Origin of the sequence: Streptomyces sp. BBFR25 (genome assembly GCF_044590125.1) — a bacterium.
In the GTDB taxonomy this organism is placed as follows: Bacteria; Actinomycetota; Actinomycetes; order Streptomycetales; family Streptomycetaceae; genus Streptomyces; species Streptomyces canus_D.
Window position 1 is genome coordinate 3,911,968 of record NZ_CP172447.1, and the last position, 24,406, is coordinate 3,936,373.

The 24,406-nt window shown below is 73.5% G+C and carries 22 protein-coding genes and 1 tRNA gene; 15 read left to right on the forward strand and 8 right to left on the reverse strand.

From position 1 onward, the window contains the following. The first annotated feature begins 22 nt into the window (after positions 1 to 22). From ACGH52_RS17650 to ACGH52_RS17660, 3 genes are read left to right on the forward strand one after another with little or no spacing between them, the layout of a single operon-like run. Complete coding sequence (locus ACGH52_RS17650; RefSeq protein ID WP_007450914.1) at positions 23 to 472, forward strand: phage tail protein; 450 nt, start codon at positions 23 to 25, stop codon at positions 470 to 472. After that, complete coding sequence (locus ACGH52_RS17655) at positions 472 to 1,005, forward strand: hypothetical protein (RefSeq protein ID WP_076975498.1); 534 nt, start codon at positions 472 to 474, stop codon at positions 1,003 to 1,005. The genes ACGH52_RS17650 and ACGH52_RS17655 overlap by 1 nt, the downstream gene beginning before the upstream one ends. Then, the gene (locus tag ACGH52_RS17660) at positions 1,002 to 1,160 is read left to right on the forward strand and encodes a DUF6760 family protein (RefSeq protein ID WP_007450918.1); all 159 of its coding nucleotides are present in this window, start codon (positions 1,002 to 1,004) and stop codon (positions 1,158 to 1,160) included. The genes ACGH52_RS17655 and ACGH52_RS17660 overlap by 4 nt, the downstream gene beginning before the upstream one ends. A 1,841-nt stretch (positions 1,161 to 3,001) precedes the next feature. Here the strand turns inward: ACGH52_RS17660 and ACGH52_RS17665 are convergent. Continuing rightward, positions 3,002 to 4,465 (reverse strand): hypothetical protein, encoded by a 1,464-nt coding sequence (locus tag ACGH52_RS17665; RefSeq protein WP_399940511.1) that lies wholly within the window; start codon positions 4,463 to 4,465, stop codon positions 3,002 to 3,004. Here ACGH52_RS17665 and ACGH52_RS17670 point away from each other — a divergent pair. The 9 genes from ACGH52_RS17670 (at position 4,431) to ACGH52_RS17710 (ending at position 14,516) form a co-directional block, all read left to right on the forward strand. Further along, on the forward strand, positions 4,431 to 5,147 hold the full coding sequence (locus ACGH52_RS17670; RefSeq protein ID WP_399940514.1) for a hypothetical protein: 717 nt from the start codon (positions 4,431 to 4,433) through the stop codon (positions 5,145 to 5,147). The two genes, ACGH52_RS17665 and ACGH52_RS17670, sit on opposite strands and share 35 nt — an antisense overlap. Positions 5,148 to 5,236: 89 nt before the next feature. Next, positions 5,237 to 5,659: a phage tail protein gene (locus ACGH52_RS17675; protein ID WP_076975496.1), complete on the forward strand. Its 423-nt coding sequence runs from the start codon at positions 5,237 to 5,239 to the stop codon at positions 5,657 to 5,659. A 28-nt stretch (positions 5,660 to 5,687) separates the two neighbouring features. After that, on the forward strand, positions 5,688 to 6,410 hold the full coding sequence (locus tag ACGH52_RS17680) for a LysM peptidoglycan-binding domain-containing protein (RefSeq protein WP_076975495.1): 723 nt from the start codon (positions 5,688 to 5,690) through the stop codon (positions 6,408 to 6,410). Further along, positions 6,410 to 8,347 (forward strand): VgrG-related protein, encoded by a 1,938-nt coding sequence (locus ACGH52_RS17685; RefSeq protein WP_399940517.1) that lies wholly within the window; start codon positions 6,410 to 6,412, stop codon positions 8,345 to 8,347. Before ACGH52_RS17680 ends, ACGH52_RS17685 begins: the two co-directional genes overlap by 1 nt. Positions 8,348 to 8,381: 34 nt before the next feature. Continuing rightward, complete coding sequence (locus ACGH52_RS17690) at positions 8,382 to 8,834, forward strand: GPW/gp25 family protein (RefSeq protein WP_003974730.1); 453 nt, start codon at positions 8,382 to 8,384, stop codon at positions 8,832 to 8,834. Continuing rightward, complete coding sequence (locus tag ACGH52_RS17695; protein WP_210974047.1) at positions 8,834 to 10,792, forward strand: putative baseplate assembly protein; 1,959 nt, start codon at positions 8,834 to 8,836, stop codon at positions 10,790 to 10,792. The genes ACGH52_RS17690 and ACGH52_RS17695 overlap by 1 nt, the downstream gene beginning before the upstream one ends. A gap of 59 nt (positions 10,793 to 10,851) precedes the next feature. Further along, positions 10,852 to 11,361: a phage tail protein gene (locus tag ACGH52_RS17700; RefSeq protein ID WP_171987324.1), complete on the forward strand. Its 510-nt coding sequence runs from the start codon at positions 10,852 to 10,854 to the stop codon at positions 11,359 to 11,361. After that, positions 11,358 to 12,761, forward strand: coding sequence for an NADase-type glycan-binding domain-containing protein (locus ACGH52_RS17705; RefSeq protein WP_399940520.1), 1,404 nt, complete (start codon positions 11,358 to 11,360; stop codon positions 12,759 to 12,761). The genes ACGH52_RS17700 and ACGH52_RS17705 overlap by 4 nt, the downstream gene beginning before the upstream one ends. A gap of 105 nt (positions 12,762 to 12,866) precedes the next feature. Then, positions 12,867 to 14,516, forward strand: coding sequence for an alpha/beta hydrolase (locus ACGH52_RS17710; RefSeq protein ID WP_399940523.1), 1,650 nt, complete (start codon positions 12,867 to 12,869; stop codon positions 14,514 to 14,516). Positions 14,517 to 14,580: 64 nt separating this feature from the next. Here ACGH52_RS17710 and ACGH52_RS17715 read toward each other — a convergent pair. Further along, positions 14,581 to 14,654: transfer RNA gene (locus ACGH52_RS17715), tRNA-Thr, on the reverse strand. 219 nt (positions 14,655 to 14,873) lie between these two features. Between ACGH52_RS17715 and msiK the strand changes: the two genes are divergently transcribed. The 3 genes from msiK to ACGH52_RS17730 all read left to right on the forward strand — a co-directional run bounded on the left by msiK (position 14,874) and on the right by ACGH52_RS17730 (position 17,471). Then, positions 14,874 to 16,010 (forward strand): diacetylchitobiose ABC transporter ATP-binding protein MsiK, encoded by a 1,137-nt coding sequence (msiK, locus tag ACGH52_RS17720; RefSeq protein ID WP_121700970.1) that lies wholly within the window; start codon positions 14,874 to 14,876, stop codon positions 16,008 to 16,010. Positions 16,011 to 16,234: 224 nt separating this feature from the next. Beyond that, on the forward strand, positions 16,235 to 16,690 hold the full coding sequence (locus ACGH52_RS17725) for a hypothetical protein (RefSeq protein WP_076975606.1): 456 nt from the start codon (positions 16,235 to 16,237) through the stop codon (positions 16,688 to 16,690). 43 nt (positions 16,691 to 16,733) lie between these two features. Continuing rightward, positions 16,734 to 17,471, forward strand: coding sequence for a nucleotidyltransferase family protein (locus ACGH52_RS17730; RefSeq protein WP_076975488.1), 738 nt, complete (start codon positions 16,734 to 16,736; stop codon positions 17,469 to 17,471). An 87-nt stretch (positions 17,472 to 17,558) separates the two neighbouring features. Here ACGH52_RS17730 and ACGH52_RS17735 read toward each other — a convergent pair whose 3' ends face one another. From ACGH52_RS17735 to ACGH52_RS17760, 6 genes are all read right to left on the reverse strand, one after another. Then, positions 17,559 to 19,274 carry a DoxX family protein gene (locus ACGH52_RS17735; RefSeq protein WP_210974062.1) on the reverse strand — a complete coding sequence of 572 codons (1,716 nt, stop codon included), beginning with the start codon at positions 19,272 to 19,274 and terminating at the stop codon, positions 17,559 to 17,561. A 128-nt stretch (positions 19,275 to 19,402) separates the two neighbouring features. After that, entirely contained in the window at positions 19,403 to 20,344 is a 942-nt protein-coding gene (gene rlmB, locus ACGH52_RS17740; RefSeq protein WP_104635482.1) for a 23S rRNA (guanosine(2251)-2'-O)-methyltransferase RlmB, read from the reverse strand. A gap of 120 nt (positions 20,345 to 20,464) precedes the next feature. After that, positions 20,465 to 21,865, reverse strand: coding sequence for a cysteine--tRNA ligase (cysS, locus tag ACGH52_RS17745; RefSeq protein WP_399940528.1), 1,401 nt, complete (start codon positions 21,863 to 21,865; stop codon positions 20,465 to 20,467). Positions 21,866 to 22,046: 181 nt separating this feature from the next. After that, the gene (gene ispF, locus ACGH52_RS17750) at positions 22,047 to 22,550 is read right to left on the reverse strand and encodes a 2-C-methyl-D-erythritol 2,4-cyclodiphosphate synthase (RefSeq protein WP_210977517.1); all 504 of its coding nucleotides are present in this window, start codon (positions 22,548 to 22,550) and stop codon (positions 22,047 to 22,049) included. Continuing rightward, the gene (ispD, locus tag ACGH52_RS17755) at positions 22,540 to 23,340 is read right to left on the reverse strand and encodes a 2-C-methyl-D-erythritol 4-phosphate cytidylyltransferase (RefSeq protein WP_121700847.1); all 801 of its coding nucleotides are present in this window, start codon (positions 23,338 to 23,340) and stop codon (positions 22,540 to 22,542) included. Before ispD ends, ispF begins: the two co-directional genes overlap by 11 nt. Before the next feature lie 315 nt (positions 23,341 to 23,655). Next, the gene (locus ACGH52_RS17760) at positions 23,656 to 24,138 is read right to left on the reverse strand and encodes a CarD family transcriptional regulator (RefSeq protein WP_003953493.1); all 483 of its coding nucleotides are present in this window, start codon (positions 24,136 to 24,138) and stop codon (positions 23,656 to 23,658) included. Between the last annotated feature and the right edge of the window lie 268 nt (positions 24,139 to 24,406).

Sequence of the window (24,406 nt, forward strand, 5' to 3'; positions counted from 1 at the left end):
CCTCTAGAAGGACAGCGAACTCATGTCTCTCCCCAAACCAGAAGACGTACTCGTCGCACCGAATTTCGGTATCCAGATCGACGGTGTGATGGTCGAGTACCTCAACTCGGTCTCCAACCTGCAGATCGAGCAGGACGTCATCAAGTACCAGCAGAACCAGGGCACGACCGGACGCAACAACGTCACCCTGATGCCGGGCGTGGCCAAGGACGGCTCGGTCCAGGTCGAACGCGGTATGAGCCAGTCGTCGGTGTTCACCCAGTGGATCAACGACTCCATGGCGGGCCGGATGGCCACCGCCCGCAAGAACGCCACGATCATCGTGATGGACTACGAGGACAACCCGGTCAAGCGCTGGAACCTGCGCAACGCCTGGTGCAGCAAGGTCGTGGCGGGCACCCTGAAGGCGGGTGACACCAACGCCCTCACCGAGACCATCACCATCGTGTTCGAAGAACTGGTCGTCGAGTAATGCGCCGTTCGACTGCCAAGGCACCCGCCGCGGCACCCCAGAACGCGGCGGCGGGAGCGGACTTCCCCCGTTCGGCTCCCGCCGCCGCGCCCACGGAGGCGCCGGCCGGTTCTCCGGCCGGCCCTCCCGCCGGGCCCCCCGTCGACACCACCCCGAGGCAGCAGTTGCAGACCGAGTTCCCCTTCGAGCTGCCGCGCGGGTACGTCGACGAGTCGGGCACGGTGCACCGGGACGGCGTGATGCGCCTGTCGACGGCACGGGACGAGTTGATCCCGCTGCGCGACGTGCGGGTGCAGGAGAACCCGGCGTACCTGTCGGTGGTGCTGCTCGGCCGGGTCATCACCCGGCTGGGCACGCTGGCGATGGTGCACGACGGTGTCGTGGAGAACATGTTCGCCTCCGACCTGGCGTTCCTCCAGGACTTCTACCGCCAGATCAACGCGGAGGGGCACACCCGCGCGGCCGTCGAGTGCCCGCACTGCTCGGAGCCCTTCGAGGTGGAACTCGGCGGGAGCCGCCTGGGGGAATCGTGACGTACGCGACCGACCGGCTGCACGAGGAGATCGCGTACGTCGCCTACCACTTCCACTGGAGCCTGGAGGCGATCCTGGACCTGGAACACCAGGACCGCCGCCGGTACACGGACCAGATCGCGTCCCTCGTGACGCGCGGCACGGCGGAGGGCTGATCGGTGGGACTCCTGGACCGGCTGCGGGGCCGTCGCGACGACGGCGGAAACGGGAACGGGGGCGGGACCGCGGCATCAGCGGCGGGCTCGCCCTCGGAGACGGGTCCGCCCGCGGACACCGGCTCGCGCCCGGACCCGGGCGCGGGCGGAAGTGCGGCGTCCGCGCCGCCCGGCCCCGCACCCGTGGCCGTCGCCGCCTGGACGGGCCTGCCGCCGATCCAGCGCGCCACGGGCGCGGACCGTACGGGGGTGGCGGACGCCGCTTTCGGCGGCCGCCTTCCGACGTGGCAGGACCCGTCGTTCACCCGTGCGCCGTCCCCGGCGGTGCTCGACCCGGCGGCCGGCGACAGCCTGCTGTCCGGCGCCTTCGACTCCTCGGCCCGGCAGACCTCGTCCACCCCCCTGGCCCGCCCGGCCGGCACACCGCCGGTGCAGCGGATGCCGGTCGCGCCGCTGCGCGCGATACCGGCGGACGCACCGGCGACGGCACCGGCCGCGCCCAGGGGTTCCGCCCCGAGGGCGCGCGGTGGCGCGTCGGGTACGTCGGGCAGGTCGACTCCCACGCCGGGGGCGGCCCCGGCGGTGCCCACGTCGTCGTCGGCCACGCCCTCGGCCACGCCGGTCCAGCGGACGCGTTCCGCCGGGACGGCGTCGTCGGCCGTGCCCGCGAGCGCACCGGCCCAGGCCCCGCGCGGGGTCCGGGTCTCCCCGGTGCCGCCGCCGCCCGCCACTCCGCGTCCGCGGCAGTCGCTGACCAAGGCCCCGTCCGGATCGTCCGCGGTGCAGCGCCGGGCGTTGCCCGCGAGCCGCCGGACCACCGAAGCCACCCCGGCGCCCTCCGGCACGGCGTCGTCCTCCGGCACGGCGCCCTCGTCGGCGGACGCCGACCGAGCGGACCCCGGCTCGGCACCGGCCGGGGGCGCCTCCCCGGCCCAGGGTTCCGTCACCCCGGCGCCCGCACCGACCGGTGCGCCCGTGCAGCGGGCGGTACCCGCGCCCGGGACCACACCGGCCCCGGGCGCGTCCGCCGACACCACGGCACCGACTGCCCCGGTACGGCGTCCCGACGGCGGCAGTCCGTCGCCCTCCGCACCGGCCCACAGCGGCACGGCATCCGGCACACCCCCGGTCCAGCGCGCCGCCGCGCGACCGTCGAGCCCCGCACCGGACACCCCGGCACGCCGCGCCACGCCCGCACCATCCGGCACCGGCAACCCGGCGACCCCGGCACCGGCCGACAGCGACACCGCGCCCGCCACACAGCCCGCCCAACGGGCGGCCACCGCACGCCCGTCGTCCGGTACCGGCAGCCCGACGCCCTCCGCACCGGCCGACAGCGGCACCACGCCCACCACACCGCCCGTCCAGCGCGCCGCCGTACGACCGTCCGGCTCCCCGCCACGGCCCGGCAGCGGCGCCGCAGCGGACACCCCGGTACGGCGCACCCCCGCGCCATCCGCCAGCGCAAACCCGGCAGCCACCGCACCGGCCGGCAGGGGCACCGCGTCCGGCACACCGCCGGTCCAACGGGCCACCGCACGACCGTTGTCCGGCGCCGGCAACCCGACGCCCTCCGCACCGGCCGACAGCGGCACCACGCCCAGCGCACCGCCGGTCCAGCGCGCCGCCGCACAGCCGTCCAGCGGCAGCACCCCGTCCTCCGCACCGGCGGACAGCGGCACCACGCCCACCGCACCTCCGGTCCAACGTGCCACCGCACGACCGTCGTCCGGCGCCGCCAGCCCGACGCCCCCCGCACCGGCCGACAGCGGCACGACGCCCACCACGCCGCCCGTCCAGCGCGCCGCCGCACAGCCGTCCGGCCCCGCACCGGCCGACGCTCAGGGCGGCGGCCCCACGTCCACCACCCCGGCACGGCGGCCCGCCGTACGTCCCGGTGAGGGCCCGGCGTCCGCACCCGCGGGCAGCGGCACCACCGCCTCGACGCCGCCGGTGCAGCGTGCCGTGCGCCGCACGGAGGGCGGCCCGACTCCCCCGGCGGGCACCGACGCACCCGCCCCCCGGCGAGCCGCCGCGCAGCCCGACCGCCCCGTCTCGGCCGATGAGCCGGTGCAACGGGCCGTGCCGCGGCCCGAGTCGGGGTCCAACACCCCCGTGGTGCCGGTCACGCCCACGTCCGGCACCCCGTCGAACACGGCGCAGGGCGAGGCCCCGGTGCGCCGGGCGGAGTCCCGGCCCGCCACCGACCCGGCGTCGGGCACCGCGCCACCGTCGCCCTCGCCCTCGCCCTCGCCCTCGCCCTCGCCCTCGCCCTCGCCCTCGACAGGAGCCGCCCCCGCTGCTCCCCCGGTCCAGCGAGCCGTGTCACCGGCCGTCAACCCCGCTGCCGGGACCCCGGCCCGGCGAGCCGCAGCCCCGATCACCCCGGCCCCGAGGCCCGGCGGCGACACGGCAGCGCCGTCCACCGCACGCCCCACCGGCACCGGCACCACCACCGGCGACGCCGCGGGAGGCCAGCAGCCCCCCGTCCAGCGCCGGGTGTCGGCCGCCCAGCCGTCGCGACCCGTGCAGCCGTCCGCCGCTAAACTCGGCGACGCATCCCGACCGCCGGTCCAACGGGCGCCGGAACAGCGGTCCGACGGACCGACCGCGCCCCCCGCCGCACCGACGACACCGACGGAGCCGTCCGCACCGGCCGAACCCACCCCCGCGACCCCGGCCACCGCACCCGCCTCCCCCACCGCGCCCAGTGCCCGCACCGGACCCACCCCCGCCGTACCGCTGTCCCAACCGGAGACCGGCAAGGCGGCCACCCCGGCGGCCCCCGTGCAGCGCAGCGCGACCGCGCGGCGTCCGGGGCTCGGCGCGCCCACCTCGTCGGGCCCGGTCAGCGCCGTACGCCCGTCCGCGACGCCGACCCCGACAACGGCACAGGCACACGCACACGCACAGGCACAGACACAGACACACGCACCGTCACCCACCACCACCCCGGCGGGCCCGGCGGGCCCTGCCGGGGCGCCCGCGCGTCGTTCTCCGCTCGGCGCGCCCCTCTCCGCGCCCCCGGCCGACACCACGTCGCTCACCACCCGGTCCCCGGCGCCGCTGCCCTCCGCGACCGAGGGCGGCACGCTCCCGCCCGTCCAGCGGGCCACCGCCCGGGCCGCCGCGCCCGCGGCACCGCCCTTCACGACGACGGCCACGGCCCCCGCCACGCCCGCGGCGCCCCCCTTCGCGGCGGCCCCGACCATGCCCACCGCACCGCCCTTCGCCACCGTGAGCACGCCCGCCACACCGCCCTTCGCCGCCGTGAGCACGCCCGCCACGCCGCCCTTCGCGGCCACGGCAACGCCCCCGGCGGCGCCGCACCTCACGCTTCCGCCGCTGCCCGGTGGCGGCGGGCCCACGCCCCCCGTCGTGCAGCGCGCGCCCGCCAGGCCCGTACCCCTGCGCAAGCCCGTGTCCCCCGGCGCCGCCGCCGGAGCCCCGCTCCCGGTGGCCCCGCTCACGCCGCCCCGGCCGTCGGCTGCCCGGCCCGCGCTGCCCGTCGCCCCGCAGGCGGCGCCCGCGCCATCGCTCACGGAGCCCACGGACGCCGTGCCGGGCTCCCTCGGCCCGTCCAGCGCCCCGTCCAACGCCCCGACCGGCGCCGCGTCCGCCGACATGCCGCCGGTCCAGCGGTTCTCCTTCCGCCGTTCCCGCCGCGCCGGACGCACCACCGCTGCCCTGGCCTCCCACACGGCCGCCGCCGTGGTCGACAACCTGACCCGGCTGGACCCCCCGTCGTCCCGGCCCGCCCCGAACGACCCGCCGCCCCCGTACGAGGCGGGCGGGGGCGCTCAGTCCCCCGAGGACCCTCCGCCCGGGTACACGGCGGTGCCCGAAGGCGGATTCGACCCGCGTCAGCTCACCGACTTCCAGCTCGACGAACTGGTGCACCGGATCATCGGCCGCGTCACCCGTCTCGTCCGCACCGAACTGCGTATGGACCGCGAACGGATCGGCAGACTGCGCGACCCGCGCTGACCGGACCGCACCGGCCCCGCCGGACGGCCGGACCGCCCGAGGGCCACGCCCGCCCACCCCCGCTCCCCGACAAGAAAGGTCGACCCCCGATGTCCCGTAAGGACCCGGGCTCTTCCATCTGGTTCAGCCTTGCCATCGACGGCGAGAGCCTCGGCTACTTCAACGGGTGCGAGGGCCTGTCGACCCAGGTGGAGGTGGAACAGCGCCAGGAGGGCGGCAACAACGGCTTCGTCTGGCAGCTGCCCACGCGCGTCACCTACTCCAACATCCGGCTGACCCGCCCCCTCACCCCGGACACGGCGAAGGTCGCCAAGTGGATCTCGTCCGTGCAGACCGGCATCCAGCGGCCCACGGCGCAGATCTCCGCCCTGCGCGCGGACGGTTCGCTGGTCGCCCGCTGGGGGCTGATCGACGTCCTGCCCGTCAGCTGGCAGGGCCCCAGCCTCGACCCCGGCAGCGCGTCCGTGGCCAACGAGGTCCTGGAGATCGCTCACCACGGGTTCACGGACTGACGGCGCCGCGGAGCAGAGAGGAAGAACCATGGCCAAGAGCAGCAAGGGCGCCGGCAAGAGCCTCGTACGCGCCAACCTCGCCATCCACGAGCCGCCCACCGGCAAGTCCACCTCACCAGGTGCGCTGATCAAGCGGTTCCCGTTCGAGTTCAACCCGGCGCAGCTCTCGATCAGTCAGCGCTCCCAGTGGAAGTCGACCCCGACGGCGGCCGTGCGGAAGGCCGCGAAGCCGCAGTTCATGGGTGCCGAGCCGCGGGAGATGACCCTGGAGATCTTCCTGGACTCCTCGATGAAGCCCGGCGGCAACACCGTCATGAAGAAGGTCGAGTCGCTGCTGATCTGCTGCGAGGTCACCGCCAAGAGCCTGGCCGCCAAGCAGCCGTCACCGCCCTGGGTGATCTTCGAGTGGGGCTCGTTCTCCACGGCCCGGTTCAACGCCTACGTCGCCTCCATCGAGACCCAGTACACGCTCTTCGGCACCGCCGGCGTCCCCATCCGCGCCACCTGTCAGATGGCCCTGGTGGAGATCCCCGGCCCGACCCCGAGGCAGAACCCGACCTCCGGCGCCCTCACCGCCCAGCGCGTGCACCGGGTCGTCGCGGGGGACTCGCTCCAGTCGCTGGCCTGGAGCGAGTACGGCAGCGCCAACGCGTGGCGGGTGATCGCCGAGGCCAACGGCATCGACGACCCGTCCCGCCTGCCGACCGGTACCGAACTCATCCTGCCGGCCACCGAGGAGGTGCCTCACTGATGGTGCGTCCCGCCTTCTCCAGCGTCGTCGAGGTGAAGATCGGTGGAACCCCGCTGTCCGACACCGTCGCCCCGATGCTCACCGACGGATGGGTCGACCAGGGCGTCAACGTGCCCGCGGCGTTCCGGCTCACCTTCCGCGACCCCCACCACAAGCTCCTCGGCGACCTGAACGTGCAGTTCGGCACCAAGGTCGTCATCACGCCGATCGCCGACGGCGAGGGCAAGGGCAATCCCCTGCTGACCGGTGAGGTCACCGGCCTGGAGGCCGACTACGACGGCACCGGCAGCTTCACCGTCATCCGCGGCTACGACTACGGGCACCGGCTGATGCGCCAGCGCCGCGTGGCCGCGTACCGCAACCAGAAGGCCTCCGACATCGCCCGCAAGCTCGTGGCGATGGACGGCGTCTCCATCGGCCGCATCCAGGCGACCAAGGGCACCTACGCGTTCATCTCCCAGTCCAACGTCACCGACTGGGACTTCCTCGCCCGGCTCGCCGACGAGAACAAGATGATCATGTACCTGGACTCCAAGGGGAAGTTCCGGTTCGTCACGCCGAAGCCGTCGGCCGGCGCGCCCTCGCCGAACACGGACGGCGACCAGAGCACCTTCGTCCTCCAGGCCGAGCACGACATCCTGCGGCTGCGGGCCGCCGTCACCGCCGCCGACCAGATCGGCAAGGTCGAGTCGCGCGGCTGGAACGTCACCACCAAGAAGAAGATCACCGAGACCGCGCCGGCCACCACCGACCCCGGCATCAACATCAAGTGGACGCCCGGCACGGCCGCCGGCAAGTTCAAGCCCGGCAAACTCGTCGAGACCGCCAACCCCTACGACAAGCAGGACGAGGTCCAGAACGCCGCGAAGGCCCTCGCCGCCGACGTCACCGCCTCCTTCGCCGAGCTGGAGGTCGCCGCCAAGGGCCACCCCGACCTGCGGCCCGGCGTCCCCGTCGCCCTCGCCGACGTCGGCACCCCCTTCGAGGGCAAGTACACCGTCACCTCGGTACGCCACCACTTCGGCGACGGCGTCCCCTACGAGTCCTGGATCACGGTCAGCGGGCGCCAGTGGCGTTCCCTGTACGGGCTCGCCTCGGGCGGCGGCGGGGGCGGCGCGGACCCGGCGAGCGCCGCCCGGCTGCCCAGCGTCGCCAACGCCATCGTCACCGACGTGCAGGACCCCCTCAAGCAGGGCAGGGTCAAGCTGCAGTTCCCGTGGCTGGACGACACCTACGTCAGCGACTGGGCGCGCAGCGTCCAGATGGGCGGCGTGGCGGGCGGCGGCATCTTCCCCATGGACGTCGGCGACGAGGTCCTGGTCGCCTTCGACCGGGGGGCGCTGGACCACCCGTTCGTGATCGGCGGCCTCTACAACGGCCGGGACGTGCCGACCAAGAGCGACGTGCCCCTGCACGACGGCCTGAAGAAGAAGGCCGTACGGCACACCCTGTCCGACCGCCAGGGCAACCGCGTCGACCTGCTCAGCCAGCGCACCGGCGGACGCAAGCAGGGCGTGCGGATCGCCAGCGGCAACGACAGGCTGACCATCAACCTCGACCGCACCAAGACCGAGATCACCGTCGACAGCAAGGGCTCCGTCAGCATCACCGGCAGCCGCTCGGTGTCGGTGGACGCGGGCACCGACCTGTCCCTCAGCGCCAGACGCTCCCTGACCATCAAGAGCGGCGGCCCCCTCAGCATCCAGGGCGGCAGCATGATCAACATGCGCAGCGGGGGCGTGGTCGGAGTCAACGCGGGAGGCGCCCTGAACCTGGGCGCGGCCGGCGCCGCGACGCTGAGCGCCGGGGCCGCGACGACCATCTCCGGCACCGTCAACGTGCAGATCAACTCCGTCATGACGAGGATCATCGGCGCGACGTTCGAGGTCAAGACCCCTATCTTCAAGGTGGCGACCATCCCCGTGCCGGGTCTGTGACGAAGCGTTTCCGAGGAAGGCAGGTTGCTCTCTGATGGCCGAACAGTTCGTCGGCTCCGGCTGGTCGTTCCCGCTGCGGATCGGGCCCACCGGCGGGATCGCCCTCGTCAGCGGCGAGCAGGAGGTGGAGGAGGCCATGCGGCTCATCCTCGCCACCGCGCCCGGGGAGCGGCCGATGCGCCCCGAGTTCGGCTGCGCCATCCACGACCTCGTCTTCGCCCCCGTCAACGAGCAGACGGCGGGCCGCATCCAGCACGAGGTCTATGTCACCCTGGACCGCTGGGAACCACGCATCGAGGTCCACGACGTCGACGTCACCACCGGCGAGGAGCAGAACGTCCTCTTCATCGACGTCCGTTACTCGATCCGCGGCACCAACAACCCGCGCAGCCTCGTGTTCCCGTTCTACGTCATCCCCTCCCACGACGAGCCCGACCTCCCCGACGCCCCGGCCGGTCTCCCGGGCTCTCCCGAAAGCGACCGCTGATGCCCCTGCCCTCTCCCAACCTCGACGACCGCCGCTTCCAGCAGTTCGTCGACGATGCCAAGCGCTACATCCAGCAGCGCGCCCCGGAGTGGACCGACCACAACGTCTCGGACCCCGGTGTCACGCTCGTCGAGACGGTGGCCCACATGGCCGACCAGATCGTCTACCGGCTCAACCGGGTCCCGGACAAGAACCACCTCGCCTTCCTGGACCTGGTCGGCATCACGCTCTTCCCGCCGTCGGCCGCGCGCACGGACGTCACCTTCTGGCTCTCCGCACCGCAGGAGGACGCGATCCTCGTCCCGGTCGGCACCGAGGTCGCCACCCTGCGCACCGAACGCGACGAGGCCGTCGTGTTCGCCACCGAGCACGACCTGCGCATCGTCCCGTGCACGATGAGCCGCCTGGTGACCCAGGTCAGCGGCGAGGCCGTCAGCGACCGCACCACGGACCTCGCCGAGAGCAAGGACGTGCTGTGCTTCGCCGAGGCACCCAACCCCGGCGACTGCATGCTCATCGGCCTCAGCGCCGCCGTCCCGGACTGCGCGCTCGCCCTCGAACTCGACAGCCGCGTCGACGGCGTCGGCGTCGACCCGCGCCAGCCGCCGCTGGTGTGGGAGGCCTGGACCGAGGACGGCTGGCAGACCTGCGAGGTCGACCGCGACGGCACCGGCGGTCTCAACCGGCCCGGCGACGTCGTGCTGCACATACCCGGCGGCCACGTCCTGTCCCGCAACGGCGGCCACGAGGCCGGCTGGATCCGCTGCCGGGTCACCGAACCGCTCAGCGGCCAGCCCTTCTACACCACCTCGCCGACCATCCGTTCCGCCGAGGCCTACACGATCGGCGGCACCACCGGCTCCATCCACGCCGAGACCATCCTCGACGAGCCCCTCGGCGAGTCCACCGGTCTGCCCGGCCAGCGGCTGCGGCTCGAACACGCACCCGTAGTCGCCGGCGAGCCGTCCGTCCTCCTCCAGACCGCCGCCGACGACGGCTGGCAGGACTGGCAGGTCGTCCCGCACTTCGCCGGCTCCCACCCCGACGACCACCACATCACCGTCGACGCCACCACCGGCGAGATCGCCTTCGGCCCCGCCGTCCGCGAGGCCGACGGCACCCTGCGCCAGTACGGTGTCGTCCCGCCCAAGGGCGCGGTCATCCGCGCCCGCCGCTACCGCACCGGCGGGGGCAGGGCGGGCAACGTGGCCCGCGGCGCCGTACAGGTGCTGCGCACCTCCATCCCGTACGTCTCCGAGGTCGTCAACCGCGAGGCCGCCCTCGGCGGCGTCGACGGCGAGACCATCGAGGAGGCCAAGCTGCGGGCCCCCATCACCCTGCGCGCCCAGGAACGCGCCGTCACGCTGCGCGACTACGAGGAACTCGCCCGCCGCGCCGCCCCCGAGACCGCCCGCATCACCTGCCTGGAGGGCGCGGAGAACGAGTACGGCGCCCACGCCGTCCGCGTCCTCGTCGTCCCCCAGGCCGTACCGGACCCCGGCGGGCGCCTCCGCTTCGAGCAACTCGTCCCCGGTGACGCCCTGCTGAACCGCATCACCCGCCACCTCGACGAACGCCGCCTGATCGGCACCCGGCTCGCCGTCGGCCCGCCCTACTACCAGGGCGTCACCGTCGTCGCCACCGTCCACGCCTTCCGCGACGTCGACGCCGACCGCGTGCGCCGGCAGACCCACGACGCCCTCTACCGCCACCTCGACCCGCTCACCGGCGGCTCCGACGGCAAGGGCTGGCCCTTCGGACGCCCCGTGCAGACCGGTGAGCTGTTCGCCGTCCTCCAGCGCGTCCCCGGCGTCGAACTCGTCGACGAGGTCGTCCTGCACCCGGCCGACCCCCTCACCGGCAAGCGCGGCGACCCCACCAACCGCATCGACCTCGACGCACCCGCCCTGGTCTTCTCCTACGACCACCGGGTCCGCGTGATCGGGGACAGCGCGTGAACTCCGCCTCGCAGCGGGGCTCGGTCGACGGACTCGGCTCGTCGCTGCCCATCGCGTCGATGCTGCCGGCCGTCTTCGCCGACGACGACCTCGCCCTGCGTTTCGTCGGCGGGCTCGACGACGTCCTCGCGCCCATCCTGAACGTCCTGGACTGCCTGGACACCTACTTCGACCCCGCTCTCACCCCGGCGGACTTCGCCCGGTGGCTCGGCACCTGGGTCGGCGCGGAGACCGACGGCACCGAGGACGAGCCCATGCTGCGCGCCGCCGTCGCCGCCGCCGCCCGGCTGCACCGCGTACGCGGCACCCTGCAGGGCCTGTCCGAGACCGTCCGGCTCACCTTCGGCGTCGCGCCGGAGATCACCGAGAGCGGCGGCGCCGTGTGGAACGCCCGGCCGCTCGGCCCGTTCCCCGGCCGGCCCCGCCCGCAACTGCACGTCGCCCTCCGGCTGCCCGACCCCAGGCCCGTCGACGTCCACCGGCTGGACGCCCTCGTCGCCGCCGCCCGCCCCGCCCACATGCCCTACACGGTCGAAGTGACCGCCTCCGAAAGGACCCCGGAGAGATGACAACGCAGAACTGCGCCGAGTGCGGAACCCGCGCGGAACCGGGCCAGTCCTTCTGCGACGCGTGCGGCGCCGTACTCAGCTGGGACCAGGCCGGTGCCGCAGCCCGCACCGCGCAGCCCGCGGCCGCCACGTCCGACCAGCGCCCCGGCTTCGACGCCTTCGCCGGTGCGGGCGTGCCCCCCGCCCGCACCGACCGCCCGGCCGCGGCACCCGCCCAGGGCGCCGCCGACGAACCGTCCGGCGCGCTCGGCGACAACCCGACGCGGCCCCAGCCGCGCCGCGCGGCAGGCACCGCGGACACCCCGGCAGCCACCGGGGGCACGGGCACCGGTGACACGGGGGACGCCCCGGACACCGCGGGCCGTTCGGGAGGAGCCGCGGGCCCGGACGACGCCCCCGGCGCCACCTCCCCCGCGCCCGGCACCGACGAGACCGCGCCCACCACCCCGGTGCCCGCCACCCCGGCGCCCTCCGCCCCGAACCCGCTCACCGACACCATGTCCGACCGGGCCCGCTCCCTCCTCGTCCCCGTCGCCGACCCCGAGGCCCCCGCCCCGGCGGCGCCCCCCGCCGTCGCGCCCGTCCTGCCCGGCCGCCCCGACGTGGACCGGCCGCAGGTCCGCGCCCCCGGACAGCCGGACATCGCCAACGGCCCGCCCTGCCCGTGGTGCTCCACGCCCAACCGCCCCGACCGCCACTACTGCGCCCGCTGCGCCATGCCCCTGGTCGCGAGCGGCGACCAGGCCGCCGTGCGGGCCCCCTGGTGGCGGCGGCTCTTCGGCGGACGGCGCCAGGAGACCCCGTGGGCCGGCGACCGTCCCCGCCTGCGCCGCGTCTTCGACCGCATCGGCACCTGGATCACCGTCGTCGTCGTGGCCACCCTGGTCGTCCTCGGCTTCATGTACATCCCCGACGGCGTCCAGAACACCCGCGACCACTTCGCCAAGCGCGCCCCCGTCTCCCCGGACGGCATCAAGGCCTCGCGCTCCTTCCCCGGCCACAAGCCGGAACTCCTCATCGACAAGCTCAGCAACACCTGGTGGGGCCCGGGCATCGTGCAGTCCGGCCAGGGCGAGTGGGTCGAGGCCAGCTTCACCGAGCCGACCCGGCTCCTCGACGTGATCATCACCCCCGGTGTCTCCACCCGCGCCGACAAGCTGCGGGAGTCGGCCCTGCCGCACCGCGTCAAGGCGACGATCACCATGAAGGACGGGTCGATCAAGACCCGCGACCTCACCCTGGACCAGGGCGCCGGCGGCCAGCGACGCCCGTTCCGCGTCGGCGAGGTCACCAAGGTCCGCTTCACCATCGAGTCCGCCCACGCGGCGTCCGCGAAGAAGCAGGTGGCCATCTCCGAGATCGAGTTCTTCGGCCCGTCCAGCGCCAACCGCTCCTCCTGACCCGGGCCGGGGCCCCGCCGCCGCACACCGCCACCGACCGGCGGGGCCCCACCCGAACGGACGCCACGCCATGCGCCGCCCTCCGGGCCACCGGAGGCTGAGGCCATGCCCCCAGCACGAGCGATATCCACCGCCGTCCTGCTGTCCACGGCCACCCTGCTCGCCTCCTCCCTGACGGCCTGCGCGCCCGCGGCCCGGGACGGCGAACGGCACGGCGACACCGGCGGCACCACCACCGACGCCCAGGCCCTCGACGCCCTCCGCGAGCAGTCCCCGGCCTGGCGGGACTGCCCCGCCCCCGCCCCCGTCCAGGGCGGCGGCGAGGCCCCCGGCGCGCTCCCCGACGGCACCCGGTGGCAATGCGCCACCCTGCGCACGCCGTTGGACTGGAAGAACCCCTCCGGCAAGACCATGGACCTCGCGCTGATCCGCGCCCGCGCGAGTGGCGCCCCGCACGAGCGAATCGGCTCCCTGCTCTTCAACTTCGGCGGCCCCGGCGGCTCCGGCGTCGCCACCCTCCCCGGCCTCGCCCCCGACTACGAGAAGCTCCGCACCCGCTACGACCTCGTCAGCTTCGACCCGCGCGGCGTCGGCAACAGCGAGGGCGTGCGCTGCCTGGACGCCGGCCTCCCCGACGAGGACGAGATCGACGACACCCCCGACGACGGCGCCGACGAGACCGACGCGCTCGTCCGGTTCAACCGGGAGACGGCGGCCGCCTGCGAGAAGAACTCCGGCGACGTCCTCCCCTACGTCGGCACCACCCAGGCCGCCCAGGACATGGAGCTGATCCGCCAGGTCCTCGGCGACGAGAGGCTCCACTACTTCGGCATCTCCTACGGCACCGAACTCGGCGGCGTCTACGCCCACTTGTTCCCCGAGCGCGTCGGCCGCGCCGTACTCGACGGGGTCGTCGACCCCACCCTCGACCGGATGGCGGAGGCCCTCGCCCAGGCCGGCGGCTTCCAGCTCGCCTTCGAGCACTTCGCCGCCTGGTGCGCCCGGGAGGGCTGCGCACTCGGCGACGACGCCGAGGACATCGTGGACCTCACCGTCGAGCTCGAAGAAGCCCTCGACGACACCCCCCTCACCACCCCCGACGGCGGCGCACTCGACGGCGACGCCCTCGTCGACGCCATCAGCGGCGCCCTCTACCGGCAGGACTACTGGCCCGCGCTGCGCGCCGCCCTCGAAGCCGCGGCCGACGACGACGGCGAGGTCCTCCACGACCTCGCCGAAGCCCTGGGCCAGCACGGCACGGGCGGAGACCCCGGCGACGACACGACCGACGGCACGACCGGCGAGGAGAGCAACGAGGACGACGCCTTCCGGGCCATCACCTGCGACGACTCCAGCAGCCGCTACACCGTCGCCGACGTCCGGTCCCGCCTGGCGGACTTCGTCGAGGCGTCCCCCCTCTTCGGCCCCGGCCTCGCCTGGAGCGCCCTGTCCTGCGACGGCTGGCCGGTCCCCGGAGCCGCCCGGCACCCCGAGGTCGGCGCCCCGGGCGCACCCCCCGTGCTGCTCGTCGGCAACACCGGCGACCCCGCCACCCCGTACGCGGGCGCCGCCCGCATGGCGGAGCGCCTCGGCAGGGACGTGGGCGTCGAGCTGACGTACGAGGGCGAGGGCCACGGCGCCTACGACAGCGGCAACACCTGCGTCCAGGACACCGTCGACGCCTACCTGCTGGAGGGCACGCTCCCGGAGCCCGGCACGACCTGCGCGGCGGAGCCCCTGCCGAAGGGCAAGTAACCGGCACCACACACCGGCACCCCCGCGATCAGGGATCGCGGGGGTGCCGGTGTGCCGGGTGCGGAGCCCCCTGTCGGATTCGAACCGACGACCTTCGCTTTACAAGAGCGGCGCTCTGACCAGCTGAGCTAAGGAGGCACGCGCGCGTCGGGCGCGCGCAGGCTGCTCCACTGTACACAGAGCCGGTGAACGATGTGATTCGAAAGTTTCGGCGAAATTCACGGACTCCCAGCTACTGACAGATCAGGTGAACGCCGGGTACCGTCCTGCTCAGCTTCACCCGTGTGGACTACACCACCACCTTCCTACAACGGATCGTCCGGCACGTTCCTGCCGGTAGAAGGGGGCCCTTTCACCATGGCCACTGTTACGTTCGACAAGGCGACCCGCGTGTACCCGGGTTCCACGAAGCCCGCCGTCGACGGTCTCGACATCGACATCGCGGACGGCGAGTTCCTCGTCCTGGTCGGCCCGTCCGGTTGTGGCAAGTCCACCTCGCTCCGGATGCTCGCGGGGCTCGAGGACGTGAACGGCGGCGCCATCCGCATCGGCGACCGCGACGTGACGCACCTGCCGCCCAAGGACCGGGACATCGCCATGGTGTTCCAGAACTACGCGCTGTACCCGCACATGTCCGTCGCCGACAACATGGGCTTCGCGCTCAAGATCGCCGGCGTCAACAAGGCGGAGATCCGGCAGAAGGTCGAGGAGGCCGCGAAGATCCTCGACCTCACCGAGTACCTGGACCGCAAGCCGAAGGCGCTCTCCGGCGGTCAGCGCCAGCGAGTGGCGATGGGCCGCGCGATCGTGCGCGAGCCGCAGGTGTTCCTCATGGACGAGCCGCTGTCCAACCTGGACGCCAAGCTCCGCGTCTCCACCCGTACGCAGATCGCCTCGCTCCAGCGCCGCCTCGGCATCACCACCGTCTACGTCACCCACGACCAGGTCGAGGCCATGACGATGGGCGACCGCGTGGCGGTCCTCAAGGACGGTCTGCTCCAGCAGGTCGACACCCCGCGGAACATGTACGACCGGCCCGCGAACCTCTTCGTCGCCGGCTTCATCGGCTCCCCGGCCATGAACCTGGTCGAGGTCCCGATCACCGACGGCGGCGTGAAGTTCGGCAACAGCGTCGTCCCGGTCAACCGCGACGCCCTGAAGGCCGCCTCCGACAAGGGCGACCGCACGGTCACCGTCGGCGTCCGCCCGGAGCACTTCGACGTGGTGGAGCTGAACGGCGGCGCCGCCAAGACCCTCTCGAAGGACTCGGCCGACGCCCCGGCCGGTCTCGCGGTCACGGTGAACGTCGTGGAGGAGACCGGCGCCGACGGCTACGTCTACGGCACGGTCGAGGTCGGCGGCGAGACGAAGGACCTCGTGGTCCGCGTCAGCAGCCGCGCGGTGCCGGAGAAGGGCGCGACCGTCCACGTCGTGCCGCGTCCGGGCGAGACGCACGTCTTCTCGTCCTCCACGGGCGAGCGCCTCACCGACTGACAGAAACCACGCGACCGGGTGATTTCACCCGCGTTGACGAAAAAAGCCCCGCGGCCTGCTGCGGGGCTCTTTTCGTTGTCGACAAATACCCCGGCACAACGGACGTTTCGACCCGTGTTCGTCAACCCCCTACCCCGCCGAGGATCACTCTTCATCCCCCGAAGGGGTGACTAAATGTCGCCAAATCATTACCGGGCGCTACCCTCACTCGCGTGAAGCACTCCGTGAAGCACTCCACCAACCGACAGACGCGACGCGGCCGGGGCCCCGCCCGCCGGATCGGCCGCTCTCTCGCCTTCGTCCTGCCCGTCGTCCTGGTGCTCTCCGGGACTCTCGCGGTCACCCGCGTCAACTGGTCCGGGGATCCCTCGGACTCGGTGCTCGCCGCGTCGGAGGCGTCCTCCGCCAAGGCCTCCTCCGCCCGCGCCGCCCGCGCCCCGCACGAGGTGCTGCGCGACCGGCTGCTGACCGAGCTGCAGGAGGAGGACCCGGGCGTCGCCCTCACCCACCTCCAGCAGGCGGTGAACGAGCGCCCGTCGCTGGCCGACCACTGCGCGACCATCGCCCGCGCCCTCGGCCGCGCCGCGGTGAAGGTCTACGGCCCGACGCGCGCCCAGTCGTACGCCCGCCCGGTCTGCGACACCGCCTTCGCCTCGGGCGTGCTGGCCGCGCACGGCTGAGCGCCCTTCGTAAGGCCGGTGGGGCGCCGCGTACAGTTCGGGCATGACCGATCCGAACGCCGCGTCCCGCCGCCCCGTTCAAGCCGTCGTCCTGGCCGGCGGGCAGGGTTCCCGGCTGCGCCCCTACACCGACGACCGGCCCAAGCCGATGGTCGAGATCCCGGGCACCGGGACTCCGATCATCGGCCATCAGCTCGCCTGGCTCGCCGAGGAGGGCGTCACCGACGTCGTGGTCTCCTGCGGCCATCTGGCCGAGGTGCTGCAGAAGTGGCTGGAGAGCGCCGACCTGCCGCTCTCCGTCACCACCGTCGTGGAGACCGAGCCGCTGGGCCGCGGCGGCGGCCTCAAGTACGCCGCCGCGCACCTGCCCCACCCGGACCGGCCCTGGTACGCCACCAACGGCGACATCTGGACCCGTTTCTCGCTGCGCGACCTGGCCGACTTCCACGCCGAGCGGGACGCCGTCGCGACCCTCGCCCTGGCCCGCCCGCGGCTGCCGTGGGGCGCCGTCCAGACGGACGGCTTCGGCCACATCACCGACTTCATCGAGGCGCCGCCGTCGACCTTCGAGATCAACGCGGGCGTGTACGTCTTCTCGCCGGAGTTCGCCGCGATGCTCCCGGAACGCGGTGACCACGAGCGCACCACGTTCCCCCGCCTGGCCCGCGAACGCCGCCTGGCCGGCTTCCCGATCCCCCAGGGCTCCTACTGGCGCGCGATCGACACCGCGAAGGACCTGACGGAGGCGGCCAGGGAGCTGGCGGCGCTGAGCGGCCGCTGAGGGCTCCGCAGCAGTACGGCAGCAGCAGGGCCCCGCACGCGAGGTGCGGGGCCCTGCTGCTGCGGTACTGCGTCGGGGAGCGTGCCCCTATCCCAGGAGGCCGCCCACCAGCCGGCCGCCGGGCTCTCCGGTGGAGGAGGAGCCGCCGCCGTCACCGCTGCCGGTGCCGGTGCCGCCGGTGGAGCCGCCGTTGCCGCCGCTCGTGGTGCCGCCCGCGGTCGGTCCGGCCGTGGTGCTCGGCGCCTGGTCCGCCGGGGAGGACTGCCGCGGCGGAGCCTGGCCGCCCGTGGTGCCCTGGGTCTGGCTCGGCGTACCGCCGCCGGTGGAGGTGCCGTTGCTGTCGCGGGTCGCGCCCGGGGCGGTCGCGGAGTCCTCGGCGGGGGCGGACGCGCCGCTGGTGGCGCCCTGGGTGGGGGACGCGGAGGCCTCCGGGGAGGAGGTCTTCGGCTTCCGGGTGCCGGGCTCCTGCGGCAGCGGGGAGCCGGGCAGCTCGTTGCGCGGGGCCTCGCCGGGGCCGGGCACCACCACGCGGTCGGAGTCCCGGACGGCACCGCCGAGGACGGAGCCGACGAGCAGGGTGACACCGGCGACCAGGAAGGTGATGACGGCGCCGCGGCGCAGGACGTAGCGGCGCAGGTCCCAGATGTCGGAGCGGGGGCCCAGCCTGCGCCAGGCGCTGCCCGCGAGCCTGCCGTCCACGGAGTAGACGGGGGCCCCGGCGATGATCAGCGGGGACCAGGCGGCGAGGTAGATGATGTCGGGCGCGTCGTAGACCGGGACGCTCTTCCAGCTGACGGTGACCAGGAGCGCCGCGGACAGACCGGCGCCGACGACGGCGGCCACGCGCTGCCAGCAGCCGAGGACGGTCAGGACGCCCACCAGCACCTGGAGGAAGGCAATGACCAGCCCGGCGCCGACGGGGTGGGCGAGGGCGAACTGGCGCAGCGGCTCGGCGACGTCCCAGGGGTGCAGGGTGTTGAGCCACTTGACCATGGAGCCGCGTTCGCCGCCGTCGAAGTAGACGGGGTCGCAGAGCTTGCCCATCCCGGCGTAGATGGAGATGAAGCCGAGGAAGACCCGCAGGGGCAGCAGGACGACGCCGAGGTTCATCCGGCGGCCGGGGAAGTAGGCGTGCCGCGCCGGGTCGTCGCCGCGGCGCCTGCCGCGCGGCTCGTCCTGGTCCGGACCGTCGTCGTAGCCGTCGTCGTAGCCGTCGCTTCCGGTCCCGAAGTCGTCCGGGCCGTAGGCGGATCCGTCGTAGGCCGGCTCGTCGTAGGCGCTGCCCACGGTACGCATGGCGGGCAGCAGCCGGGTGCCGTCGGGGACGGGGCCGCGCTGGGCGCCGACGAGGGGGGTCTCGAGCGTCTGGGTGGCGGGGCCGTCGTCGTAGTCCAGGGGGCCGCCGTCGAGGTCGACCCGGGGGATGACCTGCGTGGCCCCGGCGTCGCCCGCGGCCGGGTCCTCGGCGTGGTGACCGGCTCCCGCCCGCACCGCCTGGAGCAGCCGGTGCGCGCCGGTGTCGTCCGGGTCGGACCGCCCGCTCCACACGACGGCGCGGCGACGGCCCGCGGCCGGGGCGGCGGGCATGCGGGCGGTGTCCTGGGTGGCGCTCAGGTGCCGCGCGATCCGCGGGGACTGGGTCCGCCGCGCGGAGGCACCGAACTGCACGCGGAAACTCGCGTGGTTGACGATGACCTGCGCCGGATCGCTCGGCACCTTCACCATGCTCAGCGCGGGAGCGTCGTCGTATCCCGACGAGCGGTCCCCCGTGGGAGTGCGGGGTGTTCTGGTGTCCACACTCATCTAACCGAGTGATGTGTCGTTAGGACACTGCCTTGACCCGCCCCGCTCTGTCCGGACCGCGTCAAGCCCGCCCGGACACCCTCGAACACCCCGCCCGGGCGATACGACGAACACCCGTTCCAGCCGGGTCAGCCCCGCCGACGCGCCGCCTCGTACAGCACGATCCCCGCCGCCACACCCGCGTTCAGCGACTCCGCACCACCCGGCATCGGGATGCGGACCCGGAAGTCGCAGGTTTCGCCGACGAGTCGGGACAGGCCCTTGCCCTCGCTGCCGACGACGATGACCACGGGGCCGTCGAGGGCCGCCAGGTCGCCGAGTTCGGCTTCGCCGTCGGCGGCGAGGCCGACGACCGTGATGCCGGCCTTCTGGTACGACTCCAGCGCCCGCGTGAGGTTGGTGGCGCGCGCCACCGGCGTGCGTGCGGCCGTACCGGCGGACGTCTTCCACGCGCCCGCCGTCATACCGGCCGCGCGCCGCTCGGGCACGACGACGCCGTGGCCGCCGAAGGCGGAGACCGAGCGGACGACGGCGCCGAGGTTGCGCGGGTCGGTCACGCCGTCGAGGGCGACGATCAGAGGGTCCACGCCCTCGTCGTGGGCGGCGGCGACCAGGTCCTCGGGGTGCGCGTACTCGTACGGCGGCACCTGGAGCACGAGCCCCTGGTGGTTGAGCCCGTTGGTCATCCGGTCCAGCTCGGGACGCGGCGCCTCCATGAGGTTGATGCCACCGCGCTCCGCGGCGAGCTGCAGCGCCTCGCGCACCCGCTCGTCGTTGTCGATGAACTGCTGGACGTAGAGCGTGGAGGCGGGCACGCCCTCGCGCAGCGCCTCGTAGACCGGGTTGCGGCCGACGACCAGCTCGGACGTCGACCGGCCGCCACCGCGCCGCTGCTGCGGGCGTCCCGTGGTGCGGCGCGCCTTGGCGTTGGCGGCGCGCTGCTTGGCGTGCCCCTTGCGCATCTCGGCGGGGGGCGTCGGCCCCTTGCCTTCCAGGCCCCGGCGTCGCTTGCCGCCGCTGCCGACCTGCGCGCCCTTCTTGCCGGACATGCGGCGGTTGTTCGCGGCCATGAGTACCTGTCTCCGCTCTCTACGGGAGTGTGCGTCGTACGTGCGTCTTATGCAGTGTGCCGCCCGGAGGGCCGGGCGGCACAATCGATCTACGGGCTCGGGTCCAGCCGCCCGGTCGGGTCAGCGGGTGCCGAGGCTCCAGCGGGGTCCCTGCGGGCTGTCCTCGATGACGAGTCCGGACTGTCCGAGCTGGTCGCGGATGGCGTCGGCGGTGGCCCAGTCCTTGCGTGCCCGCGCGCTCTCGCGCTGGTCGAGGACGAGGCGTACGAGGCTGTCGACGACGTCCCGCAGGTCCTCGCCCTGTTCCTGCTCGCCCGCCCACTGCGGGTCCAGGGGGTCCAGGCCGAGGACGCCGAGCATGGCCCGTACCTCGGCGAGCCGGGCGACGGCCGCGTCCTTGTCGTCGGCGGCCAGCGCGCTGTTGCCCTGCCGGACGGTGGTGTGCACGATCGCGAGCGCCTGCGGGACGCCCAGGTCGTCGTCCATCGCCTCGCCGAAGGCGGGCGGCACCTCGCCGGCGGGCTCGACGGCATGGCCGGCCAGCTCGGTGACGCGCTGCACGAAGCCCTCGATCCGCGCGTACGCCGACTCGGCCTCGCGCAGGGACTCCTCGCTGTACTCGATGGTGGAGCGGTAGTGCGGGGTGCCCAGGTAGTAGCGCAGCACGACCGGCCGCCACTTCTTGACCATCTCGCTCACGAGCACGCTGTTGCCGAGCGACTTCGACATCTTCTCGCCGCTCATGGTGACCCAGGCGTTGTGCACCCAGTACCGGGCGAAGGCGTCGCCGAAGCCGCGGGCCTGGGCGATCTCGTTCTCGTGGTGCGGGAAGATCAGGTCGATCCCGCCCCCGTGGATGTCGAACTCCTCGCCCAGGTACTTGTGCGCCATCGCCGAGCACTCCAGGTGCCAGCCCGGCCGCCCCCGCCCCCACGGCGTCTGCCAGCTCGGCTCCCCGGGCTTGGCCGCCTTCCACATGGCGAAGTCCCGCGGGTCCCGCTTGCCGGTCTCGCCGTCCTCGGAGGGCTGGCGCAGGTCGTCGAGGTCCTGGTTGGACAGCGACAGGTAGCCCGGCAGGGACCGCACGTCGAAGTAGACGTTGCCGTCGGCCTCGTAGGCGTGCCCGCGCTCGATGAGGCCGCGCATCATCTCGACCATCTCGGTGATGTGGCCGGTGGCACGCGGTTCGTAGGTGGGCGGCAGGCAGCCCAGGGCTGCGTAGGCGTCGTTGAACGCCCGCTCGTTCTCGTACCCGATGGACCACCAGGGACGGCCCTGCTCGGCCGACTTCCTGATGATCTTGTCGTCGATGTCGGTGACGTTGCGGATGAACGTGACCTCGTAGCCGCGGTAGGCGAACCAGCGGCGCATGATGTCGAAGTTCAGCCCCGACCGGATGTGCCCGATGTGCGGGGCGGCCTGCACGGTGGCACCGCACAGGTAGATCGAGACGCAGCCCGGCGTGAGGGGGGCGAAGTCACGGATCTGCCGGGCGCTGGTGTCGTACAGGCGAATAGTCACGGGTCCAGGGTAGTAGGCGCCGGGCAGTGCCAAGGGCACGGAGTCGACGTTGCTGCCCCACCTCTTTCCCGACCGAGTCGGGTGGCGGGTGGGCATAGGCGGGGTCCAGGGGCGGAGCCCCTGGCGGGGCGCGGGGCAGAGCCCCGCACGGCCGGGCAACGCAGGGTGCCCACCCCCGCGCTCAAGACACCCGCACGACCAGCGCCGTGGCCACCGCCATCAGCCCCTCCCCCCGCCCGGGGAACCCCAGCCCGTCCGTCGTCGCCCCCGACACGGACACCGGCGCCCCCACCGCCCCGGAGAGCACGGCCTCCGCCTCGTCCCGCCGCTTGCCGATCTTCGGCCGCGCCCCGACCACCTGCACCGCGACGTTCCCGATCCGGAACCCCGCCGCCCGCACGATCCGCGCCGCCTCCGTCAGCAGCGTCACCCCGGACGCCCCGGACCACTCCGGCCGCCCGGTACCGAAGTGCTGCCCCAGGTCCCCGACCCCCGCCGCGGAGAACAGCGCGTTGCACGCCGCGTGCGCGACGACGTCCGCGTCGGAGTGCCCGGCGAGCCCGGTCCCCTCGCCCTCCCACTTCAGCCCGGCGCACCACAGCTCACGCCCGTCCTCGAAGGCGTGGATGTCCGTACCGATCCCGACCCGCGGCAGCAGCACCTGCGCATCCGTCTCAGAACCCATCGTTCAGCCTCCTGCGCGCCAGCACCGCCTCCGCGAGCACCAAGTCGAGCGGGCGCGTCACCTTGAACGCCTCCTCGTGCCCCGGCACCACCACCACCGCGAGCCCCAGCTGCTCGACCATGCTCGCGTCGTCGGTGACGTCGTCGGTCACCGTCCCGTGGGCGCGCACCAGCGTCGCCCGGTCGAAGCCCTGCGGGGTCTGCACCGCGCGCAGCCGCGCCCGCTCCGGCGTCGCCACCACCGGCTCCGGCTCGCCCGGCACCGCGGCGGGCTCGACCTGCTTGACCGTGTCGGCGAGCGGCACCGCCGGCACCACGGCGGGCGCGCCCTCCCGTACGGCGTCGATCACCGTGTCCACGGTGTCCACCGGCACCAGCGGCCGGGCGGCGTCGTGCACCAGGACGATGTCGTACTCGGGCGGCAGCGCGTCCAGGCCGAGGCGTACGGACTCCTGCCGCGTCTCGCCGCCGGGCACCACGAGGAAGTCCGTCCTCTCGGGCAGCGCGTGCGCGTCGAGGAGGCTCTTGACCTCGCCCGCGCCGTCGGGCGGGGCGACGACCACGACGAGGGAGACCCCTCGGGAGGCGGCCATCGCCCGGACCGCGTGGATGAGCATGGGCGTGCCGCCCAGCGCGCGCAGGGCCTTGGGGGCGCCCGGGCCGAGCCGTACGCCCCGGCCCGCGGCCGGGATCACGGCGGCGGTCCTGGGACGCGGACGGCCTGCCGCGGACGGGTCCGCGGGCGTCTCGGCAGACGCTTCGACGGGTGAGGGACGCGATTCGTCAGACATCGGTTCCTGTCAGGTTTGTGTGCTCGACCTAGTTGGGTATGGCCTCACCGTGCCGGGCGCGATGCCTTGACCGGACCCTTCCGTGACCCTGGTCGAGCCAGCAGCCCGGGCCCGGCACGCCAGGACCCGGGGAAACCTCCCGGGATGAGCGTACGAGGATCAACGGCATCCGGACGTCCGGATGCCGGAAACCGTGTGCGGGTACGAACATGCCGCAGCGCCCGGCGACAGCAAGGATGTCATCGGGCACCGCGGCATTTCAGTGCGCTGAACCGAGTGGCTGACGGTCTGCGCCTCGCCTCGGATCCAGTCGGATCAGGAGGCGAGCACCTCGTCGAGCAGGGCCTCCGCCTTGTCCTCGTTGGTGTTCTCCGCGAGAGCGAGTTCGCTCACCAGAATCTGGCGGGCCTTGGCGAGCATGCGCTTCTCACCTGCGGAGAGTCCGCGCTCGCGCTCCCGGCGCCACAGGTCGCGCACGACTTCCGCGACCTTGATGACGTCGCCGGAGGCGAGCTTCTCCAGGTTTGCCTTGTAACGACGCGACCAGTTCGTGGGCTCTTCGGCGTACGGCGCGCGCAGTACTTCGAAGACCCGGTCCAGCCCGTCCTGACCGACCACATCACGCACGCCGACGAACTCCGCATTGTCCGCTGGCACACGTACCGTCAGGTCGCCCTGGGCGACCTTCAGCACCAAGTAGGTCTTGTCCACGCCTTTGATCTGGCGAGTTTCGATAGCCTCGATCAGCGCGGCCCCGTGATGGGGATAGACCACGGTGTCGCCAACCTTGAACGTCATGTGACAGGTACCCCTTCCGTGGCTATCCAGGGTAACACGGAAACGGCGTCTTCTGAATGGCGTTTTCGCAGGTCAGGGCATATCTCGGGGCTTGACAACAGCGACTGGAACGTGCTGCGCCGGGCCGACGGAAGAAAGTATTCGCAGGTCGGAGCGGCTCTTCAGGCCGGGCGAAACACGCACGTCACACACATCCGGAGGCCCCGACACCTGCCCGAAGATCCCGATATGTCCGGTTCCGTGCGTGCGACTTCCGCTACTCCGTTCG

Coding starts and splice junctions, on each gene's coding strand:
- ACGH52_RS17650 (WP_007450914.1), top strand. CDS start 23: ATGTCTCTCCCCAAACCAGAAGACGTACTCGTCGCACCGAATTTCGGT.
- ACGH52_RS17655 (WP_076975498.1), top strand. CDS start 472: ATGCGCCGTTCGACTGCCAAGGCACCCGCCGCGGCACCCCAGAACGCG.
- ACGH52_RS17675 (WP_076975496.1), top strand. CDS start 5,237: ATGTCCCGTAAGGACCCGGGCTCTTCCATCTGGTTCAGCCTTGCCATC.
- ACGH52_RS17680 (WP_076975495.1), top strand. CDS start 5,688: ATGGCCAAGAGCAGCAAGGGCGCCGGCAAGAGCCTCGTACGCGCCAAC.
- ACGH52_RS17685 (WP_399940517.1), top strand. CDS start 6,410: ATGGTGCGTCCCGCCTTCTCCAGCGTCGTCGAGGTGAAGATCGGTGGA.
- ACGH52_RS17690 (WP_003974730.1), top strand. CDS start 8,382: ATGGCCGAACAGTTCGTCGGCTCCGGCTGGTCGTTCCCGCTGCGGATC.
- ACGH52_RS17695 (WP_210974047.1), top strand. CDS start 8,834: ATGCCCCTGCCCTCTCCCAACCTCGACGACCGCCGCTTCCAGCAGTTC.
- ACGH52_RS17700 (WP_171987324.1), top strand. CDS start 10,852: ATGCTGCCGGCCGTCTTCGCCGACGACGACCTCGCCCTGCGTTTCGTC.
- ACGH52_RS17705 (WP_399940520.1), top strand. CDS start 11,358: ATGACAACGCAGAACTGCGCCGAGTGCGGAACCCGCGCGGAACCGGGC.
- ACGH52_RS17710 (WP_399940523.1), top strand. CDS start 12,867: ATGCCCCCAGCACGAGCGATATCCACCGCCGTCCTGCTGTCCACGGCC.
- msiK (WP_121700970.1), top strand. CDS start 14,874: ATGGCCACTGTTACGTTCGACAAGGCGACCCGCGTGTACCCGGGTTCC.
- ACGH52_RS17730 (WP_076975488.1), top strand. CDS start 16,734: ATGACCGATCCGAACGCCGCGTCCCGCCGCCCCGTTCAAGCCGTCGTC.
- ACGH52_RS17735 (WP_210974062.1), bottom strand. CDS start 19,274: ATGAGTGTGGACACCAGAACACCCCGCACTCCCACGGGGGACCGCTCG.
- rlmB (WP_104635482.1), bottom strand. CDS start 20,344: ATGGCCGCGAACAACCGCCGCATGTCCGGCAAGAAGGGCGCGCAGGTC.
- ispF (WP_210977517.1), bottom strand. CDS start 22,550: ATGGGTTCTGAGACGGATGCGCAGGTGCTGCTGCCGCGGGTCGGGATC.
- ispD (WP_121700847.1), bottom strand. CDS start 23,340: ATGTCTGACGAATCGCGTCCCTCACCCGTCGAAGCGTCTGCCGAGACG.
- ACGH52_RS17760 (WP_003953493.1), bottom strand. CDS start 24,138: ATGACGTTCAAGGTTGGCGACACCGTGGTCTATCCCCATCACGGGGCC.